The sequence below is a fragment of the Streptomyces sp. SYP-A7185 genome (assembly GCF_046103685.1).
Taxonomy (GTDB): Bacteria; Actinomycetota; Actinomycetes; order Streptomycetales; family Streptomycetaceae; genus Streptomyces.
Map to the genome: position 1 here is coordinate 9382650 of NZ_CP122310.1, position 24347 is coordinate 9406996.

Genomic DNA, 24347 nt, shown 5'->3' on the forward strand with positions numbered 1-24347 from the left:
GTGGCCAGGAGGTAATAACAATGGTTCCCCTGCTTGTAGTTCTTCTTCTGGCTCTGCTTCTCTTCGGCGCGGGCTTCGCCCTCAAGGCGCTGTGGTGGATCGCCGTCATCGTGCTGGTGGTGTGGCTGCTCGGCTTCGTGATCCGGCCCGCTGCCAGTGGCGGCCGCAAGGGTCGCTGGTACCGGTGGTGACGAGCGCCTGAACGCTCGTCGCGAGCGAGGGCCCACCCAGAGTGGACCTGACAAAAGGGGTGGCCCGGCCGATGACGGCCGGGCCACCCCTTTGTCTGCGAGCAGCGAAGGCACTGCATGAGTCCGGCGTATCGGACGCGAGGTCGGGTAAGCGAGGAGATACCGGCCCCCGCGGGGCATTGCAGTGGGAAACCTGCGCCTCCACCCTCGCGGGGGCCGCTTCGTGCGCCGGGCCACAGCCATTGCCCGTCTTCGGGCTACGGCACTTCAGAGTTCACGCTCACGTTCATGTGGCGATCTTTGTGGGTGTGAAGCATGTCCGGCACATTCACCCCGGACGGTCGCGCCCGGCCGCCCCGGCCCGAGGGCCTGCCGCCGGCGCGCCCGGAGTGCGCCTGCTTCAGTGCTCGGTCTTGTCCGGTGCGGCGATCCTGCCGCTGCCAAGGAGCGCGTGAATGCGCTGGATGCCGGCATCACGGGTGTCGGCCAGTTCCAGGACGTGGACGACGCCCGTAACCTCGAAGAGCCGCGAGACGCCGGTGTGGAACGGGCCGGCCACGACGAAGGGGCGTCGTGCCTCCTGATGTTCGGCGTTTGCGCGCAGAATCACATTGAGCTGGGTGCTGTCGGCGAAGGTGAGGCCGGTCAGATCGAGCAGCGTACCTGCGGTGCCGGCGTCCGTGAGCGCACTGGTCAGCGCGAGCGTGGCCTCAGCTGTGTCTTCGAGGTCGAGCTCGTTACGGAAGGAGACGACAGTCACCCGGTCGTGCCGGTTGACGTCGATACTCTGTCTGTCGGAATCCATGCCCTGACCCTCCCACATGTTCACGGCCCACTGATCAGGGATGCACTGATGACCCCGTGCCAGACATCACGAAGTGACAACCCGTCGTGAGTGTCGCACGGTGAGCATGCAGCCGATTCTGATCTGAATCCTGTATTGCCTTACCTGGCCGAGCGAGGGCGGGTGTGGGGCAGGCCGCGCAGGGCAGGAGGGAAAAGTACCGCCGACACGAGAGCGGCACCAGTGATGTACGGGGAAAGGACCAACGCGGCGATGAGCGTTGTCGAGGCAGTGAGATCAGTGGAAACAGAGGACATCAGCTGCGCGGACGCACGGTCCGCGGTCCGCGAGGTGCTGACAGAGGTGTGCGGCGGTCTGCCGATGGCCGAAGCACAGCGCTTGCGCGACGACGCGCTGCTCGTGGTCAGTGAGCTGACGGCCAACGCCCTGCTGCACGCGGGCGGCGTGACGCGGTTCGTCGTCCGCCTCCAGGGCGACGAACTCGAGCTGCGCGTCAGCGACGCCAGCTCCGATGTGCCGCGACGCCAGCCGCCTGCCCGGGGCCGGCCGGGCGGGCACGGCTGGATGGTGATCCAGCGGCTGTGCTCGCGTCTGGACGTCGCGGTCGAGCCGGGGGGCAAGACGATCACCGCGGTGTTGAGCCTGGTCTGACCCGCTCCGGCAAAGGGCGGTGCACCGGCTTCGACGGGGGCGAATCACCGGCTGCGACGAGGGACGATTCGGTTTGGCCGAACTTATGCATAGGCCTCCGGGACGGGGGTACTCGGTCGCACGACATCGTGAGTACGAACGAGGGGACAGGGGCGAATCACCATGCAGACCGTGGCAGTCGACGAGCAGACGCAGACCACGACCCGGGGGGCCGAGGAGAATCTGATCGAGCGCGCCTACGCCGATCCCGCCTCGATCCGTCCCCAGGACGCCCGTGCGATCGGGCGGCATTTCTTCGACCGCCTCACCCAGCTCGAGGAAGGCACGCGCGAGTACCAGTACGTGCGCAACGCCCTGATCGAGATGAACCTCTCCCTCGTCCAGTACGCCGCTTCCCGGTTCAAGCACCGCGGCCACCAGGAGATGGAAGACATCATTCAGGTCGGCACCATCGGCCTGATCAAGGCCATCGACCGGTTCGAGCTGACCCGTGAAGTCGAGTTCACCTCGTTCGCCGTCCCCTACATCACCGGTGAGATCAAGCGGTTCTTCCGCGACACTTCCTGGGCCGTGCACGTGCCGCGCCGTCTGCAGGAGGCGCGCATAGAACTGTCGAAGGCCACCGAGGAGCTGCGCACCCGTCTGGGCCGCAGCCCCTCGACGGCCGAGCTGGCCGAGCTGATGCAGCTGGACCCCTCGGAGGTCGCCGAAGCGCAGAAGGCGTCCAACGGCTACAGCAGCGTCTCGCTGGACGCCGCCGTCTCCGGCAAGGACGACGAGTCCGAGACCTTGCTCGCCGACTTCATCGGCATCGACGAGGACCGCTTCGAACTCGTGGAGAATTTCCACTCCCTCGCGCCGCTGATCGCGGACCTGAACGAGCGGGAACGGCGCCTGATCCACCTCCGCTTCGTCGAGGAGCGGACCCAGCAGCAGATCGCCGACGAGCTCGGTTACTCGCAGATGCACGTCTCCCGCCTGATCACGAAGCTGATCGGCAAGCTGCGTACGGGCCTCACCACAGTCGAGTAACCCCTGAAAGACCGGACCGGACCGGACCGGACCGCCCGGACGGAAGCTCCGCGCCGCCGCTCGTCGTGAGCGGCCGCGGAGCTCTTCCCTGTCTGGGGGGCTTGAGCCTGCGCCTGCGGTTGAGCTTGGGCTTGGGCCTGCGCCTGCGGTTGAGCTTGGGCTTGGGCCTGCGCCTGCGGTTGAGCTTGGGCTTGGGCTTGGGCCGGCGTACACGCCCGTGCGGACGTCACCTCCTCGCCCGGTATGGCTGGTGATCGCCGGTAGGGTGCAGCAGTGCGCACGATCGAGCTCCTGTTGGACCAGGCGGCAGAGCAGGCGGTCTGGGAGGCCTGGCGAAGGCTCGCGGATGCGGGGCTGCCCAGTCAGGCGTGCCACCGCTCACCGACCAACAGACCGCACCTCACCTTGGCCGCCTGCCCCGAGCTGACCGCCCCGATTCGCTGGGAGCTGGCCGAGGTGGCCGCCGCCCTGCCGCTTGCGGTGGGGTTCACCGGGGTGGTCCGTTTCGAGCGGCCCACCTCGGTACTGGCCTGGGCCCTGGATCTCGACTCCGCGCTGGCCGGTTTGCACCGCCGAGTGTGGGAGGCGGTGACCTCGGACAGCAGGCCCGGAACCCTCAACCCCCTGCACGAACCGGGGCGGTGGAGCCCCCACATCACCCTCGGCCGCACCCGGCGGGCCGGAGCCTTCGCCGACCGGCGCATCCCCGAACTGCTGCCGGCACCGCCGCTGTCGGCCCGGCTCACCACCCTGCGCAGCTACGACACCCAGACCGGCACCCTGGAGGTGCTGGAGCCCCGCACCGAAGACCGCTGACCACCTTCTGCTCCACTCAGGCGGTGCCCAGGCGGGTGCCCAGGGCACGGATGATCTCGGTGCCGAGGACGGCCTGGCCTCGGGCGTTGAGGTGGATGCCGTCGGTGCTCCAGATCGATCCGTCGCGCTCGGTCGGGTGGTCGTGCAGGTCGACGTGGACGGCGTCCAGACGCTGCGCCACCGACCGGATCCTCCGCGACAGGACGGCGAGGCGCTCACGGGCCACGTCCCGGTATCGCGCGTCGAAGTGCGGATTGCCGCTGATGTCGAAGAAGCCGGCGGTCACCAGCGTGCCGGCGGTACGCAGCGGCGTGAAGAGGGCTTCGAGTTCGCCCTCCACGGCATCCGGATCGAACGTCTTGCGCAGCCCGTCGTTGCCCCCGCACAGCGCGATCACCAGGTCAGGTCCGAAAGCCAGCGCGGAGTCCAGCTGGGTCTCGCGTACCTGCGCGGTCACCAGTTCACGCTGCCCCAGGTTGAGGTGGACCAGTTCCGGCCGCACTCCGCGCAGGGCGGCGATCACCAGGCTCGACCAGGGGCCGGTGCGGTAGCCGGGGCACGACTCGCTGACGCCCCGGGCGACGCTGTCCCCGACGATGACCAGCCGGGACCACGGGGCGCCCCGGAGCAATGCCGCCCCCTCGGCCGGTGACACCACGAGCGGGTCGTTCCTCTCCGTCACCTGGATCGTTTCCATGTCCCCAACCCCTCCTGAGCCAGCTGTCCGGTTCATCGACGTCACGTCATTGACCTCATCGACGGTGGCACGCGGTGTCCGTGGCCGCTGGCGAAAATGCGCCGTCACCGCAATGCCGGGTCCCAGGCAGTGTCGGTCTCGCCGACAGGCGGGGACCTGAGAGATCCGCGTCAGGGGATTTCCAGGGCACTACCACCCAGGGCCTCAACGATGAGACGGCACTCCGTCGCACCGCCGGTGCGTTCCCAGCTCTCGGAAGGAGCGAGGTGTGTACACCACGGCCGGGACAGACCCACACAGCTTCCTGCGTCACGACGACACCGACGCGCGCTCCGGTGTCGCGGGCCGACCCGTCGCCGGTCGTCGAGCCGACGCGATCGACCGCTACCTCACCGACAGGCCACCGCCGCGGCGCGAGACCCACAGGCCACCGCCGCGCGGCCTGTCCGGGAGCCGGCCGTGACCGCGCCGGGCACGCCGGGAGCGCCGGGCACGGCCGACGGCGGCCAGGGCCCCGGCCGTTCGCCCGGCCTCCCCACCCTCAGCCGGCAGCTGGCCGAGTGGTCCGCCGGTCTGCGCCACGCGGATCTGCCCGGGCGGATCGAGGAGTACGCCACCAGCCAGGTCATCTCGCATCTGGCCGTGCTGCGGGCGAGCCTGGCCCACCCCCTGGGGCGCAAGCTGGTGGGGGCCTTCGGCACCCCGCTCGTGGCCGACCCCTGCCAGGCGGCGCAGGTCATGGCCGCACTGTCTTCGTGCCTCTACTACGAGGACAGCATGTACGCGGGCCATGTCACCCACGCCTCCGTCGGCGTCCCGCTGGCCTTCCGGCGGGTGCAACGGCTCAACGGGCGGGCCCTGCTGACGGCGGTCGTCGCCGCGAACGAGTGCGCCGCCCGGGTCACCGCCGCCTGCGCGCTGGGGCCGCTGCGGGGACAGGGGAGTTCGTACACCCAGCTCGTCGGTGCCGTGGCGGCCCGCCTGCACGGCGCCCGGGCCCCGGCCGGGTTGTGGACCAACGCCTGGGGCCTGGCCCTCGCGACGCCGCCATGGCCGCTGCGCAGGGCACTGCTCGGCAGTGAGGCCAAGGTTCTCTCGGCGGCGACGCCGGTACGGACCGCGCTGGACGCCTGCGACGCGGCGGCCGCGGGGCTGCGGGGCGCGGAGGACATCCTGGAGCACCCCGGCGGCCTGCTCGCCAAATTCGCGGACGTGCCGTCGCCGGAGGCGGTCACGGCCGGACTCGGCACGCGCTGGCACACCGAGACGCTGACCTTCAAGCTCAATCCGGCGGGCGCGTACGTGGACGCGGCCGTCGACTGCGCCGCACAGCTGCACACCCGCCTCTCCCGGGAAGACCTCCACGACATCGAGCAGATCGTGGTCTCGGCGGCCCGGCTGACCATCGCCATGGACCGGGACGCTGCCCCGTACGTGGACCGCGACCGGTCGGCGATCATGGCGCTCAACGTCTCCGTCGCCTACAACGTGGCCACCGCCCTCACCACCGGCTCCGTCCTCCCCGCGGATCTCGCGGCGCCGGCGACCGCGGACCGTCTGCGCTGGTCTCTCGCGGACCGGGTGCGGTTGGAATACGACCCCGGGCTGAGCCGCGAAGTGCTGCGCGGGACCGCCCCGTTGGGCGAGGCGCTGCGGCAGGCGGGAGAGAACGGCCGACGGTGGCTCGTGGCAGTCATGGGGGAGGGCATAACGGCCACCGCCGATATCGCCGGGCCACCGAGCACCACCTTCCAGAAGGCCGACAAGACGGTGGGCGCCCGGCTACGGATCACCCTGCGCGACGGCCGGGTGCTCACCGCCTCGTGCGGGCGGCCGAAGGGCGCGGCCGGTCCCGCGACCCGGCACGGCCACCGTGAACTGGTCCGGGCCAAGCTCGCGTCGTCCGGAACCTCCACCGAGGTCATCAACGGCCTGGACCGCCTCGCCTCACTGACCGCACGCCAAGTCGACGCGCTGGTGACCAGAGCACTGTCCGAACCGCTGCCCGGCGCCGAAGCCCGTCCGGCTTCGTTCCGCTGAACGCCGGGCCGCCAGCGCGCCCGTACGCCCTTAAGCCCGTACGCCCGTCCGCCCGTATGTCAGAAGGGGAATCGCACGATGTCCGACCAGGCACCCTCCGACCAGGTACCTCCCGACCAGGCAGCCTCCGACCAGGCGCTGTCCGCACGCATACCTGATGACCACTCACCTCTCGCCCCCACACCCCCACCCAGGTTCACCTATCCCGTGAAGCGCACCGACCCGCTCGTGCCGGCCGACGCATACGCAGAGGCGCTGCGCGAGGAGCCCGTATGCCCGATCACCCTCGCGACCGGCGACCCCGCCTGGTTCGTGGCCCGCCATCAGGACGTGCGGACCGCGCTGTCGGATCCTCGCTTCAGCAGGGAGGCGCTGTTCCGTCCCGGCGCCGCCCGCGCGCAGCTGGTCGAGCCCGACCCGGACAGCATGATCTCCATGGACCCCCCACGGCACACCCAAATCCGCAAACTCGCCAACCGGGCGTTCAGCCCGCAGCGCGTGCGGAGGATGCGGCCGTACGTGGAGGAGGTCGCCGCGCAACTGCTCGATGCCATGGAGGCGGGCCCGCCCGCGGGTGACCTCGTCGAGATGTACGGCCGTCCGCTCGCGCTGCGGGTCATCTGCCGCATCCTCGGGGTCCCGTTCGAGGACTACGACAAGTTCGGGGCCTGGTGCGACCGGTTCTTCTCGCTCACCAAGTACCCGCCCGAGGAGCTCCGGCAGGCCGACGAGGACATGCGGGCCTACTTCGCCCGGCTGGTCGGCCACCGGCGCGAGGAACCCGGCGACGATCTGATCAGTGCCCTGGTGCGCATCCACGACGAGGAAGGTGAGCCGTCCGAACGCGAGATCGTCAGCCTGGGCGCGCTGCTGCTGTTCGCGGGACACGACACCACCGTGACCGTGCTCTGCGCCGGGACGGCGACCCTGCTCAACAACCCCGACCAGCTCGCACTTTTGCGAGCCGATCCCGAGCTCTACCCCGAGGCCGTGGAAGAGCTGGCGCGGCTCAACGTCCCCGGCGGCGGGACCGCCATCCGGATCACGACGAGCGACGTGAAGCTGGGCGGCACGGTCATACCCGAGGGCTCGGCGGTGCTCGCTTCGGTCGGCACCGCCAGCCGGGATCCCGAGGCCTACCCGGATCCCGACCACTGCGTCATCCAGCGCGAGCAGCGCACCCAGATGGCCTTCGGGCAGGGCCCGCACTTCTGCATCGGCGCAGGTCTGGCCCGTCTCGAACTCGCCATCGGCCTGCGTGCCCTGTTCGAGCGATTCCCGCGGTTACGCCTGACGGTGCCGGCCCAGCAACTGCGCTGGAAGGACTTCGCGGTCCTCGGAGGTCTGGAAGACATGCCCGTGGCCTGGGACTGACTACGGGAGGGCGCGGATCCGCTGTTGGTCCGGCACACGGAGGAACACGGGTGGTGGCGGATTCCTGCCAGCGCCCGCCCCCGGCGCTTGCCAGATTGGAGCGAACAAGGGCCCTGCACCGGGGGCCGTTCGGGCGAAGGAGTGACGACGCATGAGCCGGAACCCGGACTCGGCTGCCCGGCAGCCGAGTTACCCGCTCGTGGTGACGCTCGCGGCGGGCGCGATCTTCCTGTCGATCCTGGACGCCACCGTGGCCAACCTCGCGGTGGCGGACCTGCACAGCAGCTTTACCGGCGCCTCGGTGACCGACCTGACCTGGGTCATCTCGCTGTACGCCATCGTCTTCGCCGCATGCCTCGCCCCCGCGGGACGCCTCGCCGACGTACTGGGGCGGCGCCGTCTGTACGTCGCTGGCATGGGCCTGTTCACCGCCGCCTCGCTGCTGTGTGCCGCGGCCCCCGCCCTCCCGGCGCTCCTTGCCGCACGGGGGCTGCAGGGACTGGGGGCGGCGGCCATGATTCCGGCCTCCCTCGCCGTACTCCTTGCCGATGTGGCCCCGCAGCGCAGAGGGGCGGCGATCGGGCTGTGGAGCGCGGCAGCCTCCGCCGCGGCCGCGGCGGGGCCCAGCCTCGGCGGCATCCTCATCGACGTGGCCGGCTGGCGCTCGCTGTTCCTCGTCAACGTCCCTCTGGGCCTTGCCCTGCTCGCCGGGATCAGGGCCGTACGCGCACCGGCAACCAGCGGGCAGGGGCTTCCCGACCCGCTGGGCACGCTGCTTGTCACGGCCGGCACCGGGCTCCTCGTCCTTGGTGTCACCCAGGGGCGGGAGTGGCACTGGGACGACCCGCGCGTGCTGGGCTCCCTCATCGCGGGCCTCTTCTTGTCGGCGTGGGCCCTGCTGCGCGCCAGGCGGCACCCGCGGCCCGCCCTGCAGACCAGACTGTGGCGCAGCAAGCCGTTCGCGCTGGCCAATCTCGTCTCTCTGTTCTTCGGCGCGGCGCTGTATGCCTGGCTCCTGGTCGGGGCGCTGTTCCTGGTGGATGTCTGGCACTACCCGTGGATCACGGCGGGTCTGTCGATGACGCCGGGGGCGCTGCTGTCCGCGACGGTCGCGGCGCTGGTGGGGCGCTCCCTGAGCAGAAGCCGCCCGCATCTGGTGGTGAGCTGCGGCGCGCTGACGCTGGTGGCGGCCGGACTGTGGCTGGGCCTGACGCTCTCCTCGCAGCCGGCCCTGTGGAGCATGTGGATCCCGGTCGGCCTGCTGGCAGGGGCCGGCATCGGCGCCGTCAGCACCGGGGTGTCCAGCGTGGCGGCACTGTCCGTGGAACCGGCGGACTTCGCCGGCGCCACCGGACTCAACCTGGCCGTACGGCAGATCGGCGGCGCCCTGGGCATCGCGGCGCTCGCCGCCATCCTGCCCGTGGCGGCCTCGTCCGACCCTGCCCCGTACCGCCACGTGGTGCTCTTCAGCTGCGCCGCGGCTGCCATCGCGGGCCTGCTGGGCCTCGGCTTCGCCCGGCACCGCGGCCGCCCCGGTCCGCACCCTGTGCGGGCTGACTCCCGGGCGCTCGCCGCCGGCCCTGCCGGTGGCAGGGAAGTACAGCCGTGACGATCTGAGCCCAGTTGCTGCGCGCAGTTGTTGAAGTCCACGCAGGGGATGCCATCCGCGACGATCTCATGAGGTCAAGCTCGGTATCCGAGCCCAGCGGCCCCGCCGCGGCCCTGTCGGAGTGAACCTCAGTGTGTCTCCCACCAATCCGGGTGCGCCCGCCTTACGAACTACGGTCGAGCACGCACGACAGGCACTGCCCACGTGGCAGAAAAACCGGGGGTTCGCATGCAGGTGAGGCTACTTGGGCCGCTGCAGGTGGTCGAGGAGGACATTCCCATCCAGCTGCCGGGAGAGAAGCTCAGAACGATTATGGCGGCCCTGGCTCTCACACCTGGCACCCCGGTACCGGCCCTTGATCTGCTTGACGAGCTCTGGGGAGATCAACTTCCGAAGACCGCGGACAACTCCCTGCAGTCACACGTCGCACGATTACGCCGTGTCCTCACCGAACAGACCGGCAAGCCGAAAGCCCGTCATGTCCTCCGTACGACGCGGTCGGGGTACGTGCTCGACGTCGATCCGGCGGACGTCGACGCATTGCGCTTCTCGACTTCCGTGGAGGCGGCCGGTCGACGCCTGGACGCAGATGGTGAACTGGCCATCAGGATGCTCACCGAGGCGTTCTCCGAATGGCGGGGGCCGGCTCTCATCGACACGGGCACCGGCATGATCTGCCGCATCGCATATGTCCGGCTCGAGGAAACCAGGCTGATCGGCAGGGAGCTGTTCGTCGAGGCGCACTTGAGGCTGGGCAGGCACTGGCAGGTGATCCCGGAACTGGAGCAGCTGCTGACCCAGTACCCCTTGCACGAGCGCTTCTGTGAACAACTCATGACCGCCCTGTACCGCTCCGGCAGGCAGGCGGATGCCCTCAGTGTCTACCGCAGGGTCCAGCACAACCTGGACGCGGAACTGGGAATCGAGCCGGGCCCGGCACTACAGCGGAGGTTCAGGCAGATCCTTCAGCAGGAGGGTGCCCTGCTGCGCGGCGCCTGAGGGACCCGCACGGAATCCGGCGCGTCTCACGTCGAAGCGCCCTGACCTCGACGGCCAACTGACCCGCCGCACACTGCGGTGGGCAGCTGAACTCCTCGGCCCGGGCTTAGCTCTGCGGGCCGTGGCCGCGCGTGGTACCGGACTTGCGGGGTATACGGCCTGCTACCCGGAATGACAAGCGAGCACAGATGTCGCCTTGAGGAAGCCTTGGGGTAAGCCGGATGGATATGAACGAACTCGGTGCATTCATATCGGACAGCACGCCAATGACGATCGTTGTGCTGGCCGTTGGCTCGGCAGCCTTCATCTTGGTGACCGTACATTCAATGAGAAAAAAGTAGTTGAGAAGTCGGCGGCTCTGTCGTCGAGCGTAGAAACCGCAGGTCCCCCGTACCGCAGGTTCGACCATCCCGTTCAGGCATGAGCACCCCGACCTGCGACCGTAGAGACCTCGCGGCTCGGCGACGGACCTGTGGCGCAACCTGCCATGCTGGGCAGGTCTGAGTTGATCCTCGCGCCCTTTCGATCCTCACACCTGGAGGTATGGATGCGTGCAGGCGTTGTCTTCGCCGCGCGGCCCGGTGTGGAGGATCTCGCCGTGCGGGCCGAGGAGTTGGGCTTGCACAGCTTCTGGGTCAACGACACCCCCATGGTTCACGGCGACCCCTTCGTCGCCTTGAGCCTGTGCGCGAAGGCCACCAGCCGCATCAGGCTCGGCATCGGCGTGACCTCCCCGGCGCTGCGCTCGGCCCCGGCCGCCGCGAGCGGGCTCGCCAGTCTCAACGCCCTGGCGCCGGGCCGGATCATCTGCGGAGTCGGTACGGGGAACACCGCCCGGCGCACCCTGGGCATGCGTCCGACCACGGCGGCCAGACTGGAGGAGTTCACCGTCGCGCTGCAGGACCTGTGCGCAGGGCGTCGGACCGAGTACCGCGAAGGTGACCGGGTGCGCGACATCCGGTTCCTGCACGCCGGGCCGTACGTGAACACCGCCGACCCGATCGAGTTCGTCGTGGCCGCGCTGCTCGGGCCGAAGGCTGCCGGGGTGGCCGGCCGCCGCGGAACCGGCCTCATCTCCTTCGGCCTGCTGGACCCCACCGCCTGGCGCGCGCTGCACGACACCCGCCGGCACGCCGCCCAGGGCGCGGCCCACGGCCTCGTCGCGCACCCGGGCTCGCAGGCGGACTCCTACGTGGTCACCTCGCTCCATCTGCTCGGCGAAGGAGAGGACCCCCAGGGGGACGCGGCCCGGGACGCGACGGGCCACCTCGTCCTGTCGCTGCTGGCTTTCGCCGCCGACACGGCCGCCGAGACACCCGCCTTCGCCGACCAGCTCGGCCCCGAGGCACGCGAGGCGGTGAACAGGCTCCTCGAACGGCGCGGCACCACCGCCACCGCGCCGGACCGGCACATCATGCTCTACCCCAACTACCTCGGGCGCATCGCGCCGCAGGATCGGGACCTGGTGCTGCCCTCACTGCTGAGCGCCTTGGCCCTGATCGGCACCCGCGACGAGCTGCTTGCCCGTATCGCCACCCTGGAACGGGCGGGCGTTGACGAACTGCTCATCCAGCCGGTGGTCGACCCGCCCGCCGAGATGGCCGTGCTGGCGCAACTCCTCGCCTGAGCGGAGCGGTCAACGCTGCGGGAGGCTCATTGCGATCCGCTGCTCTCGCGGGTGAGTTCGGGCACCGTGGTGGTGTCGGTGCTGTCGGGGGCCTCACGTGGCTGGGGCGCCAGGGTGAAGGTGATGCGTGCGCCGTCGCGGTAGGTGGGATCGACGGCGATGGTGCCTCCGTGGAATTCGACGATCTTCTTGCACATCGCCAGCCCGATGCCGCTGCCGGCGTAGGCGTCCTTGGTGTGCAGCCGCTGGAAGATGACGAAGATCTTCTCCGTGAATTCGTCGGGGATGCCGATGCCGTTGTCGGTGACCGTGAAGCGCCATAGATCGCCTTCGCGGGATGCGCCGATGTGGATCTTCGGGGCCTGGTCGGGGCGGCGGAATTTGACGGCGTTCCCGACGAGGTTCTGCCAGAGCATGCCCATCTGGGTGGGGTTTGCGGTCAGTGTCGGCAACGGATCGTGGGTGATCGTCGCTTGTGCCTCGTCGATGCCGACACTGAGCGCGGACAGCGCCCGCTCCAGTACGGCGTCCAGGTCGACGCTCTGGTGTTCGTTGTGCAGGCGCCCCACCCGCGAGAAGTCGAGGAGGTCGTTGATGAGGACCTGCATGCGGTTGGCGCCGTCGACCGCGAACGCGATGTATTGGTCGGCCTTGGCGTCGAGCTGCCCTCCGTAGCGCCGCTGGAGGAGCTGGGTGAAGCTGGAGACCTTGCGCAGGGGTTCCTGAAGGTCGTGGGAGGCGACGTAGGCGAACTGTTCCAGTTCGGCGTTGGAGCGCCGCAGATCGGCGGCCTGCGCGTCGAGCTGTCCGCGAGTCTGTTCGCTGAAGTCCAGTTCGCGGACCAGGCGCCGACGCATGAACTCGATTTCGCCGCCGAGATGTTGCAGGTCGGCGGGGCCGGTCGGGGTGATGGGATGGGTGAAGTCGCCGCCGGCGATGGTGCGGGCGTCCGCGCCGAGCTGGTCCAGGGGCTGATTGATGCCGCGGCGCAGCCCCTCGAAGACGGCCGCGGTCATGCCGAGCAGAAGCAACCCGGTGGTGACGAACACCCAGTTGCGCAGCGTCATGGTGGCCGCCAGCTCGTCGCGGGCCTCAGTGCGGGCCGCGCGCAGTTGTTCCTGCTGACGGTCCAGGGCGGCCCGTACCCGGTCGAAGGACCGCTTGCCCTCTGCCGCCCGCTCCGTGGCCAGGGGCGAGGGCGCGCCGGGCGGGGTGGCGGCGATCGGCTGGGCGAAGCGGTCCTGCCACCCGCTCACGGCCTCCTGGACCTCCTTCAGGTCCCGCAGCCCGGTGTCGTCACCGTCGAGCAGGTCGGCGAGCCGCGTGACACCCGCCTTCTCCTCGGCCAGCCCCCGCTTGTAGGGGTCGAGGAATTGCGGGGTGCCGGTGAGCCCGTAACCGCGGATCCCCGTTTCCTGGTTCAGCAGTGCCGCCTCCAGGCGGACCGCCGTGGTCAGAGCGGGCGACCGTACGTCCACGAGTTCCGTGCTGAGCGACGCGGTCCGGGTCAGGATCCAACCGCCCGCGGTCCCCAGCAGCGTCAGGACCAGCAGGGCAAGGGCCGTTCCGGCGCGCAGCCACTGCCGCGTCGTCCAGGGCGTACGTCTTCGCCCCTGCGGGGGCCGTGCAACGTCGGTCATCGGTGGACTCCTTACGATGGTGGCCGCCCTGAAGGAGTGGCCAGCACACTCTAGAGGCTCGACAACATTTGTTGTCACCGGGCTGGTGCGGGACCTAGAGTGCGGGACATGCCAGGCAAGAACTTCCACCTGCGGGCCGCCCCGCAGGAGACTGCGGAGCGTGCCGACGCTGCCGTCAGTGCGCTGGCCCGACGTCTCGCCCGTGATCTGCTGGTCCTCGACTCGCCGCCGGGCCCGGACAATCCGGCCCAGGCGCTGGCCCTGCTGCACGTACTCGATGAGGTCCAGCAGGCCACCGAGCGGCTGCAGCAGGCGGCGGCCGTCGCCGCCGCCCAGGCGGGCGCCGGGTACCCGCAGATCGGTGCCGCTTGCGGCATGACCCGTCAAGGTGCCCGGCGCCGCTGGCCGGGACTCTTCCACCACTCCTCCGAAAAACCCACGGAGCAACCGATGATCGCCACCCCCGCCCGCCCCTTCGACGTGCTGCTCGTCGAGGACGACGTCGCCGACGCGATGCTCATCGAGGAGGCCCTGAGCGAGCGCGGGGCCCGCAATCTGGTCCAGGTCACGGATGGGATCGCCGCGCTGGAACACCTGCGCCACCCCGACGCCCCTCGGCCCGACCTGATCGTCCTCGATCTCAACATGCCCCGGATGAACGGCCGGGAACTCCTGAAGATCCTCAAGGCCGACGACGATCTCCAGGCGATTCCCGTGGTCGTCCTCACGACCTCCAATGCCCCGGAGGACGTGAACGGCGCGTACAGCAGTCACGCCAACGCGTATGTGACCAAGCCCGTCAACCTCGACGAGTTCGAGCAGGCCGTCCAGAGCATCGACGCCTTCTACCTCGACACGGCCACTCGCCCGCGCACCTGACCCGCGCGGCATTCACCTGCCGACGCCGGGGTGCGCCGCGCACCGTTCGGTCCACCAGCGGGCTGCCCCCTGCTGGGCGGGCGGCGCCGGAGGTCTGTTGGTTTCATCGAGTGGAGTCTGACGGTCGGCCTCAGGGTGAGAGCTATCTGCGATCTGCCGACGCCATTCGTACGGATCCTGGTGTCCGCTTCGGGGGGCGCTTTTGCGCCACTTCCTCGGGATTGCCGTACGGAAATATTTCGATGGTCGAAACGTAAAGCCTCCCTCCTACGGCTTTTGTGACTGTTTGGCGGGCGTATGCGGACGGGCTTGTTCTGCCTCGCATGGTGAGGGATTTCGGGGGAACGCCCGGGCGCCTGTGATGGCGATGTGTCAATTTGTGTGCCTCCCGTGACCGTTGGGGTCTGCGGGACGTGTCTTCCTGTGGGGGGAAGCCTTGATGCATCGCACCTGGGGTGCGCGTCTTTCGCGTGCCCGCAAGAGAACCAATCTGGCCACAGCGGCAGCCGTGGCCGCCGGCGCCCTGACGCTGTCCCTGCTGCCGGCCGCGGGTACTGCCGCTGCCGCGGATGATCCCGGATCGGCGTGGGGCAAGGACGCTCCGACGTTCACCATGCCGCCCGTCAAGGTCGGTGCGAACGAGCCGGTGGCGCCGCAGGCCGAGCGCACTCCGTCCGACGAGGTCGCACGGTGGCGGACAGAGCAGAAGAAGCGCGCCCAAGGCGGTGAGGAGAGCGGCAGGTCCGGCCGGGCGGCGCCCAGTAGCTATGTGCCCGAGGGGCAGGGCGACGTGCCTTGGCACAAGATCAGCAACTTTGCGATCACCGACGCGCTGACCGCGCGGGTCGACTACTCGACCGGCAACCTGATGCTCACCGCCACCGACTTCCAGATCGCCGGGGTGGGCCAGAGCCTGAGCCTGTCGCGCACCTACAACTCCCTGGACGCCCCGTGGGGGAAGGTCTCCCAGCGGTGGTGGCAGCAGTACGAGCGCTACCTGCAGGTCCTGGACGGCGAGGTCGTCCTGTACGACGCCTCGGGCGACAGCCTGCGCTTCACCCAGAAGGCGGACGGTACCTTCACCACGCCCAAGGGCTATTCGAAGGAACTGAAGAAGAACGCGGACGGCACCTACACCGTCACCAACTGGAAGTCCTCGTCCAAGGACACCTACAACGCCGACGGCACCCTGACCAAGGTCACCGACAAGAACAAGGGCGCCATCACCGTCACCCAGCACGACGCGGGCGGCGAGCACAAGGGCTTCAAGCTGACCGAGACGCGCTCGGGCCGCTGGATCGACCTGGTCAAGACCGACGCCTCGCAGTGGCAGGCCAAGGACAACGCGGGCCGCACCGCGGTCTTCGACCTCGACCCCGCCGGCAACCTGCACAAGACCACCAACGCCGAGGGCAAGACGACCACCTTCGGCTACGACGACTCGCGCCGCCTGACGAAGATCACCACAGCGGAGGGCCGGGTCACCGTCTTCACCTACGACGCGGCGAACCGCGTCACCTCCATGCTGCGCGCCACCGAGTTCAACGGCTCGGGTCATACCGGCCCGACGTGGACGTACGAGTACGACGCCGCGACGCCGACGGCCGCGGGCACGACCAAGGTCACCGACCCCGAGCAGCACGCCACCAGGTACAAGCACGACGGTGACGGCCAGGTGGATGAGGTCACCGACGCGCTGGGGCACAAGCGCTTCACCAAGTACGACGCGAACCACAACGTGGATACGGCCACCGATGCCATGGGGTCGGGAACGACCCCCGGCAATGTGTCGGACTACGGCTTCAGCACCCGCAACAACCTGGAGAGCGTGGAGGCGCCGACCGGCGGGAAGTCGGTCGCCAGCTGGCAGACCATCGCCGGCGGGGACGTGCCCAAGGACTCCACCAACGCGGACGGGGAGAAGACCAGCTACACCTACGACACGGCCGGCAACACCAAGTCGGTGGCGCAGACCGGCACCGGCGGCGGCAGCGTCTCCTATACGTACAACCCCGCCACCCCCGACTGCGGCGGGTTCGAGGGCCAGCGGTGTGCGGCCGAGACGAAGATGACCTCCTCCAAGACGGTCAAGACGTCCTTCACCTACGACGACAAGGGTGACTTGCGGAAGGTGACGCCCCCGAAGCCGCTGGGGGAGAGCACCTACACCTACGACAGCCTCGGGCGCACCGAGACGCTGACCGACGGCCGCGGCGTCAAGAAGGTCTTCACCTACGACCACTTGGACCGCATCAAAACCGTCTCCACGACCAACGACACGGTGCGTTACTTCTACGACGGCGACGGCAACCTGCGCCAGCGCGACGACACCACGGGCACCATCAAGTACCAGTTCGACCCGCTGCAGCGCGAAACCATCCGCACCCTCCAGGACGGCTCCCAGACCCTGCTGGCCTACACCCCGGCGGGCAACGTCGACTTCTACCAGGACCCGGCCGGCAAGGTCGACTACACCTGGAACGACGTCAACAAGCTCAAGGAGTTCAAGGACCCGCAGGGCCGGGTGACGTCGTACAAGTACAACAACAACGACGTCCGCACCGAGACCGCCTACCCCGGCGGCACCGTGCAGAAGGTCGACGTCGACAAGTCCAGCCGCCCCGAAAAGATCACGGCGACGTCACCCAAGGGCACGCTGGTCGACCTCGCCTACACCTACGGCTACGGCACCGACGCCAAGACCGACGGCAGCAAGATCCGGACCAAGACCGACGCGCTCGCCGGCCTGAAGACCACCTACACCTATGACGGGGCGGGGCGTTTCTCCTACGCGGCGGAGAACAAGGGCTCCACGCTGAACGAGTCCTGGCAGTACTGCTACGACCTCGCCGGCAACCTCACCAGCCAGGGCACGGAGAAGGGCTGCCCGCGCGGCACCACCTACACCGTGAATGACGCCCAGCAGATCACGGCAAAGAACGGCTCCTCGACGAACTGGTCGTATGATGCCGAGGGCCACGAGACCGCGGCGGCGCCCACCCCGGAAGGCACCCGCACCGGGGAGAAGTGGTCGGATCACAGCCAGCTCACCTCGCTGACGGTCGGCGGCAAGACCTACGCCGGCCAGTACGGCTCCACCGACCAGAGCGAGCGCATCAAGCTGGGCGACACCTACTTCCACAACGGGCCGATCGGCCTGTCGGCCACCTCAACTGCCGGTGTGGACACCGGCTTCAACCGGGAACCCGGGGGCACACTGAACTCCATGACCCGGGACGGCAAGGCCCACTACTACCTCACCGACGCGCTTGGCTCCGTCGTCGCCACAGCGGATGAGTCCGGCGCGAAGGTGAACTCCTACGCCTACAGCCCCCGCGGCGTCAGTCGAGCGAGCAGCGAGAAGGTCGCCCAGCCCTACCGGTTCGCCGGCGGCTACCAGGACCCGACGGGCATGTACCACTTCGCGGCCCGCTACTACGACCCCAACATCGGCCGCTTCAACAGCCCCGACCCGTCGGGCCAGGAACAAAACCCCTACCTCTACGCCGAGGGCGACCCCGTCAACCGCATCGACCCGAATGGGCTGCTGTCCCTCGACAGCCTCGCCAAGGGCATGACGAAAGCTGCGGGAGCTATCGGGGATGTCGCCGCGATCGGAGAATTCGGGCACCAGCTCGCCACGGGCGACTATAAAGGAGCGACCGGAACGGCCCTCGGCTTCGCTGCAGACAAAGTCTTCACGGCGGGCTGCACCACTCTGTCGGGCGGGGCTGCGGCACCAGCTTGTGCTCTGGGGGGAGCACTGGTCGGCGAGGGGGTGGGTTACGCGTACGAAAAGGCATCAAGCTAGAGCGACCCTACCCTCCAGCGAGAACGTCAATTAGCACATCCCCTAGCCTTTGAAAGGATCAGATGGTGAATTCAATCGAACTTTCCTATAAGGGACTGGATGCCCTTCCCGGGTGGTTGGTGATAGTCCTGGCCATTCTCGTTTTCGGGTATCTGGCGTTCGTGATAGCCAAAAAAAATAGACGCGGGTAGAGGAGTTAGAGCCAGGGAAATATATCGCTGGCGACGCCGACGCGCTGCTCCCGCCCCGCGACCTGCGGGGCGGGTGTTGGCTACCTGACTGATTCCTCATGCCGTCAAGCCGCGAGAGCGATGGGAGGAGTGGCTCCGTAGCTTCGCCCGTCGCGTAGGAGGGCCCAGAGGCCGTTGACGCGGCGACGGGCGAGGGAAAGTCGGCCGTGAACTGATGAGAAGTCGGTCCGGAGATCTGTTCCTGCGGACCGACGCTGCTCTGCGCCGGGGGCACGGCCGAAGCTGGCACGAAGGCCAACTCCTTCTCTGGGCGCTGGTAGGCATTGCCATTCTGGCTTTCATCGTCTTCGGAGTCGTACAGGCCCGCAAGGAAAAGTAGAATCTCAACCCGAATCTCGAAGATCCTTCCTGAAAGTATCCAAGGCACTAGGTGAGGCATGAGTCGCGACGCAGTTTTTCAAGCCGCTTCTGACGGCGGCGGAAGCCCAGTTCTCATCCCGTTCCTGTGCGTCTTCCTGGTCATGGGGCTGGTGCAGGTGATACGGCCTCAGCTGTTGTGGAAGCTGAACAGAAGCTTGCAGCGAGGCTGGGTAAAAGATCCGGATGGGACCGAACCCACCAGCAGGGGGTATGCGATGACGCGGGTGAGTGGGGTGCTTGTCCTGGGATTCGTGACGTGGATGCTGGTGCAGCAGATCTGAGCGGCCCGTTGTTCGTAGCCAGCGGGCCTCAGGTACCGGAGTTGCAGCTATCCGACCCCAACATCGGCGGCTTCAACAGCCCCGAGCCGTCCGGCCAGGAGGAAGACCCCTATCTCTACGCCGGCGGCGAACTCCGTCAACCGCATCGAACCGAGCGGTCGGATCACCGGCTCCTTCTCGTCCGGCCGAACCTCACAGATGGAGACATGACGTGGAACAGAACTCGTCGGTCGAACTGGCCAAGATGTGGGCGTCAAGCGGAGGAGCGACGATCTTTGTCGTCCTTTTCGTTGTCTTCGCGATCATCCTCGTGGCCCTGCTGATGCGGAGCAAGAACCGTCGCTGAGCGAGGCAGTTGTAGCCGCCCCTGGCGGTGGTCCTGACTTCCCGGTCTGGGGGCAAGTGGCCTTCGTCGCCGTCTTTGTCGCAATAGGGATTGTCTTCCTAGTGCACTTCCTGCGCGGCAGAGGTAAGTGACTCCGCGGTTCATCCCCTCAGAGCCCGATCAGGCCCCTTCGTGTCTGCATGGCGCCGAGGCTAATCGATCCGCACCACGTACTTGCCCCGAACTCCGCCCGCCTCTAGTGCTTGATGAGCCGTGCCGATCGCGGAGAGGGGAAAGACCGTGTCCACCACGGGGTGGAGCATTCCTTTCTCCACGTACGAGGCGAGGTCAGTGAGAAGCGGGGCTTTCGGGTTGCCGCTGAAGAAGCGCACTCGGCGACGGCCATGGAGGGTGCTGGCGAGAAGGGAGCCGAGGGACCTCGCGGGATGGTCGAGGTCGAAGGCGATGGCCACCATCCGCCCCCGCGCGCCGAGCAACCGGCGGTAGGCGGCGAAGTCCTTGCCCACGGTGTCGAGGACCACGTCGTAGCCGCCGAGGTCGGCCGGGGGAGTGGTCCTGTAATCCAGGGCCTCGTCGGCGCCCAGGCCGCGGACCAGGTCGAGGTTGGCCGCGCGAGCCAGACCCGTGACATGCGCGCCCATCGCTTTTCCCAACTGGACGGCGACGTTGCCCACTCCGCCCGCTGCCCCGCGTACCAGAAGGCGTTCACCGGGACGCAGCCGTGCTTTGTCGCGCAGAGCGGTGATCGCCGTGGTACCCACGGGCAGCGTCACTGCTTGAACGGGGTCGAGGGACGAGGGAATCCGTGCGATCCGCTCAGGCACGACGGCCACGTACTCGGCCGCGCTGCCGAAACCGGAGGCGCGCGGTATGACGCCCCACACCTGGTCGCCCACGGCGAGACCGGTGGTGGGCGCGCCGAGTGCGGCGATCTCGCCGGCGAAATCGAGGCCCGTCCGCTGGGGAAAACGGCGGCCGGTCACCAGGCGCACGCGGCCCGCGCGGGCCGCGAGTTCCCCGCCGTTGACGCTGACCGCCCGCACCCTCACGAGGACTTCACCCGGTGCGGCCACAGGCCTGGGCACCTCACCGACGTACAACACCTCGGGGCCGCCGAAGCGGTCGTACATCGCGGCCCGCATCATCTCGATCATCTCTCTTACCTCACTCACCGACGCTCTTCCTCGTCGAACGTACGGTGGTAAGTGGACGATCTCGTCCACTTACGTCGGAGGTGAGAAGGATCGACCGCGAATCCTCTCGGTTGCGCGCCGATGCCCAGCGCAACCGGCAGCGGATCCTTGACGCAGCCCAGGAGGCCTTCACCCGGTACGGCGTCGATGTACCGATGTCGACCATCGCCCGCAAAGCCCAGGTGGGTGTCGCCACCCTCTACCGGCGTTTCCCGACGCGTGACGATCTGGTGCGCGAGGTCTTCGCCGACCAACTCTCCTCCTGCACCGCCGCCCTGGACGAGGCGCTGAAGGACCCCGACCCGTGGCACGGCTTCTGCCATGTGATCGAGAAGATCTGCGCCCTGCAAGCAGCCGAGCGGGGCTTCACCGCCGCGTTCCTCGACGCCTTCCCGGGGGAGGCCGCCGATCACTCACGCCGGAGGCTGCAAGGAGAACGCGGTTTCGCGGAACTGGTCCGGCGGGCTCAGGCCACCGGAGAGCTCCGGGCAGACTTCCATCCCTCGGATCTCACCCTGCTCCTGCTCGCCAACGGCGCGCTCGCGGCCACGCCCGAACCAGAGGCCGCATCGCGGCGGCTGGTCGGTCTGCTGCTCGACGCGCTGCGCCCGACGGCCACGCGGGAGCCGCTGCCGCCGCCAGCCGGCCTGGATCTCGGGCACCTGCATCCTCGCCACGCAGACCGCCCCGCCTCATGACGGCAGGAACGGCCGAGGGGTCGCTGCCGTAATTGAATAGCGCGCGTGAGAACGCGTGATCATCCTGATCCCATGACAGCACCCAAGTACCAGATCCGCGCAGTGCATACGCCCCGCACGATCACCGTGTACCAGGCCTACTCACCGGAGATCGCCCTGCCGGCGGCTCGCGACGGGCGGTTCCCGGCGGCGTGGCGGCGGGAGCGTATGACGTGGATCAAGCCGTCTTTCCTGTGGATGATGTATCGCAGTGGCTGGGCCGGCAAGGAAGGCCAGGAACACGTCCTCGCCGTTGAGATCACCCGGGAGGGGTTCGAATGGGCGCTGCAGCGTGCCTGTCTGTCTCACTTCGAACAAGGACTGCACACCGATCACGCCACGTGGAAGCGCCAGTTGAGGCAAGCCCCCGCCCGCGTGCAATGGGATCCCGAACGCGACCTGCGTCTTGAGGCTCTTCCGCACCGATCGCTGCAGCTCGGCCTCACCGGCGAAGCCGCGCATCTCTATGCCGATGAGTGGATCGTCTCCATCGCTGACGTCACACCGCTGGCCGAGGCGGTCCACGCCCACGTACGAGACGGTCAGCTGGACGCCGCCCGTCAACTCCTCCCGCGTGAAAGCCTCTACCCCGTCAGCGAGGAGGCCCTGGCCCACCTGCACCGGTAGTCAGGCGTTACCTGTCGATGGCCTCTCTGCGTCGGCCTGGGGCCGCGAGGCTTGCTGATCAGATGCCGACGCCTGCATCGTCGTCGCCCCGAGCGCAAGCGCGAACACTCCCTTGCCTCGTCCGCATGGCCAGCATCTTCATCTGCTGCCGCGCATCACCAGATCCAATGGCCTCTCAAGCCGCGGAGGCGGTGCCTGCCCGGCAGGGCAGGCAGGCGGACAGGCACCGCACCGAGGGCAACTATCGGGCCTGACCCTGGTCAGGAGGGCTCGGTGAGAACCCACAGCTCCCAGACTCCGGCGGCCCGGCACTCGTAGGCGCGCACGCCGTTTTCCATGTACCAGCGGCCACGCTCGTGACAGCGGTTCTCCTCGGCGGGAGGAAAGTCCGCCACGTGGTGCCAGCCCGGACCGGCTGCCGGCATGGACCGTACGGGCGCGGTCTGTACGGGCGTGTGTGCCGCGGCAGTTGCGCCGTGGCTCGCCACCAGCAGCGACGCGGCCGCAGCCGCGAGGAGGACGCGTTTCATGGTTCGCATGGAATGCATCCTTCCGCAGTCGGTGGGCCGACATGGATGGAGATCGCTCCCGCTTCCCCCGATTGGCCCAAAGGGTGATACGTGCAGCCTGATGGCGGGACCTGACGCGGTGGTCGTGAGAGCGGAGGTAACTCGGCAAGGAACTCGGCGTGCACAGTCGCGTGTTCCCGTCGACGAACGGCCTGTTCGCCAAGGCTTTCGTCCGCTGACCCCGCTGACCCCGCTGACACATGCGTCATCGACATCGTCGTCCACGATCGCCTGCCGCAAGCCCGCGCCGGTGCGGTCGGCATCACCGGTGAGATGGCGGACTGCCCGGTCATGCCACGATCAACCACGACAGCGTGGACTGGCAGCTCACCACCGCGCTGCACCACTTCACGTGACGGGACAATCACCATGCCATTCGCCGACGAACTCATCGGCCGCGACACCGTCCACAACCTCACCCGCTCCCTCCAGGCCGCTGCCCCGGACGCCGCCCTCACGGCGCTTCGCGCGGCCGCAGGGCAGATCGACCCGCTGTCGCTCAGACAACGCGCCGACCTGTTGCGCGACGCACTGCTGGCGGACCTGCCGGGCGATTACGCCACGCTGGCCCGGACCATCCGCGCAGCTTGTGACGCGCCGGGCTTCACCGGGTGGCTGATCTGGCCGGTCACCGGCGCGCTCGCCACCCGCGCGGTCCAGGAGGGCGGTACGGACGCCTTCGACGACGCGATGGCGCTGCTCGCGGACCTGACCGGTCGCCTCTCCTCGGAGTTCGCCATCAGGACACTGCTGCGGCACGACCTCGACCGAGCGCTGGGCATCATCGTCGCCGACTGGACCGGATCGGCAGACGCCGACGTCCGCCGACTCGCCTCCGAGGGCACCCGCCCCTACCTGCCCTGGGCGGTCCGGGTACCGGACATCATGGGTCGCCCCGGGGTGACCGTGCCCATCCTGGACGCCCTCTACCGGGATGAAAGCGAGTACGTACGCCGCTCGGTCGCCAACCATCTCAACGACCTCAGCCGCGACCATCCCGATGTCGTGGTGCGCACGGCCCGCCGCTGGCTGGACCGCCCCGATGCCACCACACCACGTCTCGTACGACATGGACTGCGCACCCTGATCAAACGCGGCCACCCGGGCGCCCTGGAACTGCTCGGCTTTGCTCCCGCGGCCGTGGACGTCGACGGGCCCCGCCTGGACCAGGACGTGGTCCCCTTCGGCGGGAGCGTCCAGTTCACCGCCGCGATCCGCAACAGCGGTGCTTCTCCGGCGCGGCTGTCGATCGACTACGTCGTGCACCACCGCAAGGCCAACGGCGGACAGACCGGCAAGATCTTCAAGCTCACCACGCGCACGCTCGCACCGGGGGAGCAGATCGAGGTCACGCGTGAGCACTCCTTCCGCCCGATCACGACACGCCGTTACTACCCCGGACCGCACGCGATCTCCTTGCAGATCAATGGGGTTGAGTCCGAGCGCGCCGTATTCGAGCTGACTGCCACGGACCGTCCATGACGCGCGGCTTGGACTGCGCACCTGGGGCCCGGTTCGGCAGCGGGGGCTTGGGGGCTTGGCCACCCCGTGCCGGCCGGTCCGGCAGGGGGCCGTTAATCGGTGTGCGGCGGGGCAGGAGGGTGTCGTATCGTCAAGGGGTTCCTGTGCCGAGCTGTCGGTGGCAGTGACCGGAGTTCCTGTTCCTTCTGTGTCGTTTTCGAGGTGACGTCCTATCAACCAGGCCATGTAGTCGTCCGCGTTCCCCACGTGCTGTTGTGTCGCACGTGTCCGGGGGCGGACGTCGCGCTGGCCTGAGTTGCGTCACCCTCCCCGCAGTTTTCTGTTTTCCCG

The 24347-nt window shown here is 68.5% G+C and carries 21 protein-coding genes; 16 read left to right on the plus strand and 5 right to left on the minus strand.

All coding sequences use genetic code 11. The features are described from left to right. Nucleotides 1–20: 20 nt before the first annotated feature. A complete protein-coding gene (locus QBL25_RS41445) occupies nt 21–191 on the plus strand; it encodes a hydrophobic protein (RefSeq protein ID WP_361189904.1) in 171 nt (56 codons plus the stop codon). A 400-nt stretch (nt 192–591) separates the two neighbouring features. On the opposite strand, the gene QBL25_RS41450 is transcribed toward QBL25_RS41445, so the two are convergent. Next, nucleotides 592–996, minus strand: coding sequence for an STAS domain-containing protein (locus tag QBL25_RS41450; RefSeq protein WP_409062141.1), 405 nt, complete (start codon nt 994–996; stop codon nt 592–594). A gap of 252 nt (nt 997–1248) precedes the next feature. Between QBL25_RS41450 and QBL25_RS41455 the strand changes: the two genes are divergently transcribed. From QBL25_RS41455 to QBL25_RS41465, 3 genes are all read left to right on the plus strand, one after another. After that, nucleotides 1249–1647: an ATP-binding protein gene (locus tag QBL25_RS41455; RefSeq protein WP_409062142.1), complete on the plus strand. Its 399-nt coding sequence runs from the start codon at nt 1249–1251 to the stop codon at nt 1645–1647. 162 nt (nt 1648–1809) lie between these two features. After that, the gene (locus QBL25_RS41460; protein ID WP_409062143.1) at nt 1810–2679 is read left to right on the plus strand and encodes a SigB/SigF/SigG family RNA polymerase sigma factor; all 870 of its coding nucleotides are present in this window, start codon (nt 1810–1812) and stop codon (nt 2677–2679) included. A 273-nt stretch (nt 2680–2952) separates the two neighbouring features. After that, on the plus strand, nt 2953–3495 hold the full coding sequence (locus QBL25_RS41465) for a 2'-5' RNA ligase family protein (protein WP_409062144.1): 543 nt from the start codon (nt 2953–2955) through the stop codon (nt 3493–3495). 16 nt (nt 3496–3511) lie between these two features. Here the strand turns inward: QBL25_RS41465 and QBL25_RS41470 are convergent, their stop codons facing one another. Next, nucleotides 3512–4192, minus strand: a complete 681-nt coding sequence (locus QBL25_RS41470; protein WP_409062145.1) for an SGNH/GDSL hydrolase family protein — start codon at nt 4190–4192, stop codon at nt 3512–3514. Between the two features lie 459 nt (nt 4193–4651). Between QBL25_RS41470 and QBL25_RS41475 the strand changes: the two genes are divergently transcribed. The 5 genes from QBL25_RS41475 to QBL25_RS41495 all read left to right on the plus strand — a co-directional run bounded on the left by QBL25_RS41475 (nt 4652) and on the right by QBL25_RS41495 (nt 11841). Continuing rightward, nucleotides 4652–6232, plus strand: a complete 1581-nt coding sequence (locus tag QBL25_RS41475) for an MmgE/PrpD family protein (RefSeq protein WP_409062146.1) — start codon at nt 4652–4654, stop codon at nt 6230–6232. Between the two features lie 78 nt (nt 6233–6310). Further along, nucleotides 6311–7606 (plus strand): cytochrome P450, encoded by a 1296-nt coding sequence (locus tag QBL25_RS41480; RefSeq protein WP_409062147.1) that lies wholly within the window; start codon nt 6311–6313, stop codon nt 7604–7606. Between the two features lie 151 nt (nt 7607–7757). Further along, nucleotides 7758–9215, plus strand: a complete 1458-nt coding sequence (locus tag QBL25_RS41485) for an MFS transporter (protein ID WP_409062148.1) — start codon at nt 7758–7760, stop codon at nt 9213–9215. Nucleotides 9216–9419: 204 nt separating this feature from the next. Further along, nucleotides 9420–10214, plus strand: coding sequence for a BTAD domain-containing putative transcriptional regulator (locus QBL25_RS41490; protein WP_409062149.1), 795 nt, complete (start codon nt 9420–9422; stop codon nt 10212–10214). Between the two features lie 547 nt (nt 10215–10761). Then, nucleotides 10762–11841: an LLM class flavin-dependent oxidoreductase gene (locus tag QBL25_RS41495; protein WP_409062150.1), complete on the plus strand. Its 1080-nt coding sequence runs from the start codon at nt 10762–10764 to the stop codon at nt 11839–11841. A gap of 26 nt (nt 11842–11867) precedes the next feature. Here the strand turns inward: QBL25_RS41495 and QBL25_RS41500 are convergent, their stop codons facing one another. Continuing rightward, complete coding sequence (locus QBL25_RS41500) at nt 11868–13481, minus strand: sensor histidine kinase (RefSeq protein WP_409062151.1); 1614 nt, start codon at nt 13479–13481, stop codon at nt 11868–11870. 108 nt (nt 13482–13589) lie between these two features. Here QBL25_RS41500 and QBL25_RS41505 point away from each other — a divergent pair, with 108 nt between their 5' ends. The 4 genes from QBL25_RS41505 (at nt 13590) to QBL25_RS41520 (ending at nt 19409) form a co-directional block, all read left to right on the plus strand. Beyond that, entirely contained in the window at nt 13590–14360 is a 771-nt protein-coding gene (locus tag QBL25_RS41505; protein WP_409062152.1) for a response regulator, read from the plus strand. Nucleotides 14361–14973: 613 nt separating this feature from the next. Beyond that, on the plus strand, nt 14974–18171 hold the full coding sequence (locus QBL25_RS41510; protein WP_409062957.1) for an RHS repeat-associated core domain-containing protein: 3198 nt from the start codon (nt 14974–14976) through the stop codon (nt 18169–18171). A gap of 628 nt (nt 18172–18799) precedes the next feature. Beyond that, entirely contained in the window at nt 18800–19063 is a 264-nt protein-coding gene (locus tag QBL25_RS41515) for a DUF6199 family natural product biosynthesis protein (RefSeq protein WP_409062153.1), read from the plus strand. Nucleotides 19064–19274: 211 nt separating this feature from the next. After that, a complete protein-coding gene (locus tag QBL25_RS41520; RefSeq protein ID WP_409062154.1) occupies nt 19275–19409 on the plus strand; it encodes a hypothetical protein in 135 nt (44 codons plus the stop codon). A gap of 191 nt (nt 19410–19600) precedes the next feature. On the opposite strand, the gene QBL25_RS41525 is transcribed toward QBL25_RS41520, so the two are convergent. After that, nucleotides 19601–20554, minus strand: coding sequence for an NAD(P)-dependent alcohol dehydrogenase (locus QBL25_RS41525; protein WP_409062958.1), 954 nt, complete (start codon nt 20552–20554; stop codon nt 19601–19603). Nucleotides 20555–20757: 203 nt separating this feature from the next. Here QBL25_RS41525 and QBL25_RS41530 point away from each other — a divergent pair, with 203 nt between their 5' ends. Continuing rightward, complete coding sequence (locus QBL25_RS41530) at nt 20758–21300, plus strand: TetR/AcrR family transcriptional regulator (protein ID WP_409062155.1); 543 nt, start codon at nt 20758–20760, stop codon at nt 21298–21300. Nucleotides 21301–21372: 72 nt separating this feature from the next. Then, nucleotides 21373–21966: a DUF4291 domain-containing protein gene (locus QBL25_RS41535; RefSeq protein WP_409062156.1), complete on the plus strand. Its 594-nt coding sequence runs from the start codon at nt 21373–21375 to the stop codon at nt 21964–21966. Nucleotides 21967–22226: 260 nt separating this feature from the next. Here QBL25_RS41535 and QBL25_RS41540 read toward each other — a convergent pair whose 3' ends face one another. Next, a complete protein-coding gene (locus QBL25_RS41540) occupies nt 22227–22505 on the minus strand; it encodes a hypothetical protein (RefSeq protein WP_409062157.1) in 279 nt (92 codons plus the stop codon). A gap of 399 nt (nt 22506–22904) precedes the next feature. Between QBL25_RS41540 and QBL25_RS41545 the strand changes: the two genes are divergently transcribed. Next, nucleotides 22905–24017: a DNA alkylation repair protein gene (locus tag QBL25_RS41545; RefSeq protein WP_409062158.1), complete on the plus strand. Its 1113-nt coding sequence runs from the start codon at nt 22905–22907 to the stop codon at nt 24015–24017. Nucleotides 24018–24347: the final 330 nt, after the last annotated feature.

What these genes read in the sequence shown, in the direction of transcription:
- QBL25_RS41445 (WP_361189904.1), top strand. Translation starts at nt 21, where the DNA reads ATGGTTCCCCTGCTTGTAGTTCTTCTTCTGGCTCTGCTTCTCTTCGGC.
- QBL25_RS41450 (WP_409062141.1), bottom strand. Translation starts at nt 996, where the DNA reads ATGGATTCCGACAGACAGAGTATCGACGTCAACCGGCACGACCGGGTG.
- QBL25_RS41455 (WP_409062142.1), top strand. Translation starts at nt 1,249, where the DNA reads ATGAGCGTTGTCGAGGCAGTGAGATCAGTGGAAACAGAGGACATCAGC.
- QBL25_RS41460 (WP_409062143.1), top strand. Translation starts at nt 1,810, where the DNA reads ATGCAGACCGTGGCAGTCGACGAGCAGACGCAGACCACGACCCGGGGG.
- QBL25_RS41470 (WP_409062145.1), bottom strand. Translation starts at nt 4,192, where the DNA reads ATGGAAACGATCCAGGTGACGGAGAGGAACGACCCGCTCGTGGTGTCA.
- QBL25_RS41480 (WP_409062147.1), top strand. Translation starts at nt 6,311, where the DNA reads ATGTCCGACCAGGCACCCTCCGACCAGGTACCTCCCGACCAGGCAGCC.
- QBL25_RS41485 (WP_409062148.1), top strand. Translation starts at nt 7,758, where the DNA reads ATGAGCCGGAACCCGGACTCGGCTGCCCGGCAGCCGAGTTACCCGCTC.
- QBL25_RS41495 (WP_409062150.1), top strand. Translation starts at nt 10,762, where the DNA reads ATGCGTGCAGGCGTTGTCTTCGCCGCGCGGCCCGGTGTGGAGGATCTC.
- QBL25_RS41500 (WP_409062151.1), bottom strand. Translation starts at nt 13,481, where the DNA reads ATGACCGACGTTGCACGGCCCCCGCAGGGGCGAAGACGTACGCCCTGG.
- QBL25_RS41505 (WP_409062152.1), top strand. Translation starts at nt 13,590, where the DNA reads ATGCCAGGCAAGAACTTCCACCTGCGGGCCGCCCCGCAGGAGACTGCG.
- QBL25_RS41510 (WP_409062957.1), top strand. Translation starts at nt 14,974, where the DNA reads ATGCCGCCCGTCAAGGTCGGTGCGAACGAGCCGGTGGCGCCGCAGGCC.
- QBL25_RS41515 (WP_409062153.1), top strand. Translation starts at nt 18,800, where the DNA reads ATGAGTCGCGACGCAGTTTTTCAAGCCGCTTCTGACGGCGGCGGAAGC.
- QBL25_RS41525 (WP_409062958.1), bottom strand. Translation starts at nt 20,554, where the DNA reads ATGATGCGGGCCGCGATGTACGACCGCTTCGGCGGCCCCGAGGTGTTG.
- QBL25_RS41530 (WP_409062155.1), top strand. Translation starts at nt 20,758, where the DNA reads ATGTCGACCATCGCCCGCAAAGCCCAGGTGGGTGTCGCCACCCTCTAC.
- QBL25_RS41535 (WP_409062156.1), top strand. Translation starts at nt 21,373, where the DNA reads ATGACAGCACCCAAGTACCAGATCCGCGCAGTGCATACGCCCCGCACG.
- QBL25_RS41540 (WP_409062157.1), bottom strand. Translation starts at nt 22,505, where the DNA reads ATGCGAACCATGAAACGCGTCCTCCTCGCGGCTGCGGCCGCGTCGCTG.
- QBL25_RS41545 (WP_409062158.1), top strand. Translation starts at nt 22,905, where the DNA reads ATGCCATTCGCCGACGAACTCATCGGCCGCGACACCGTCCACAACCTC.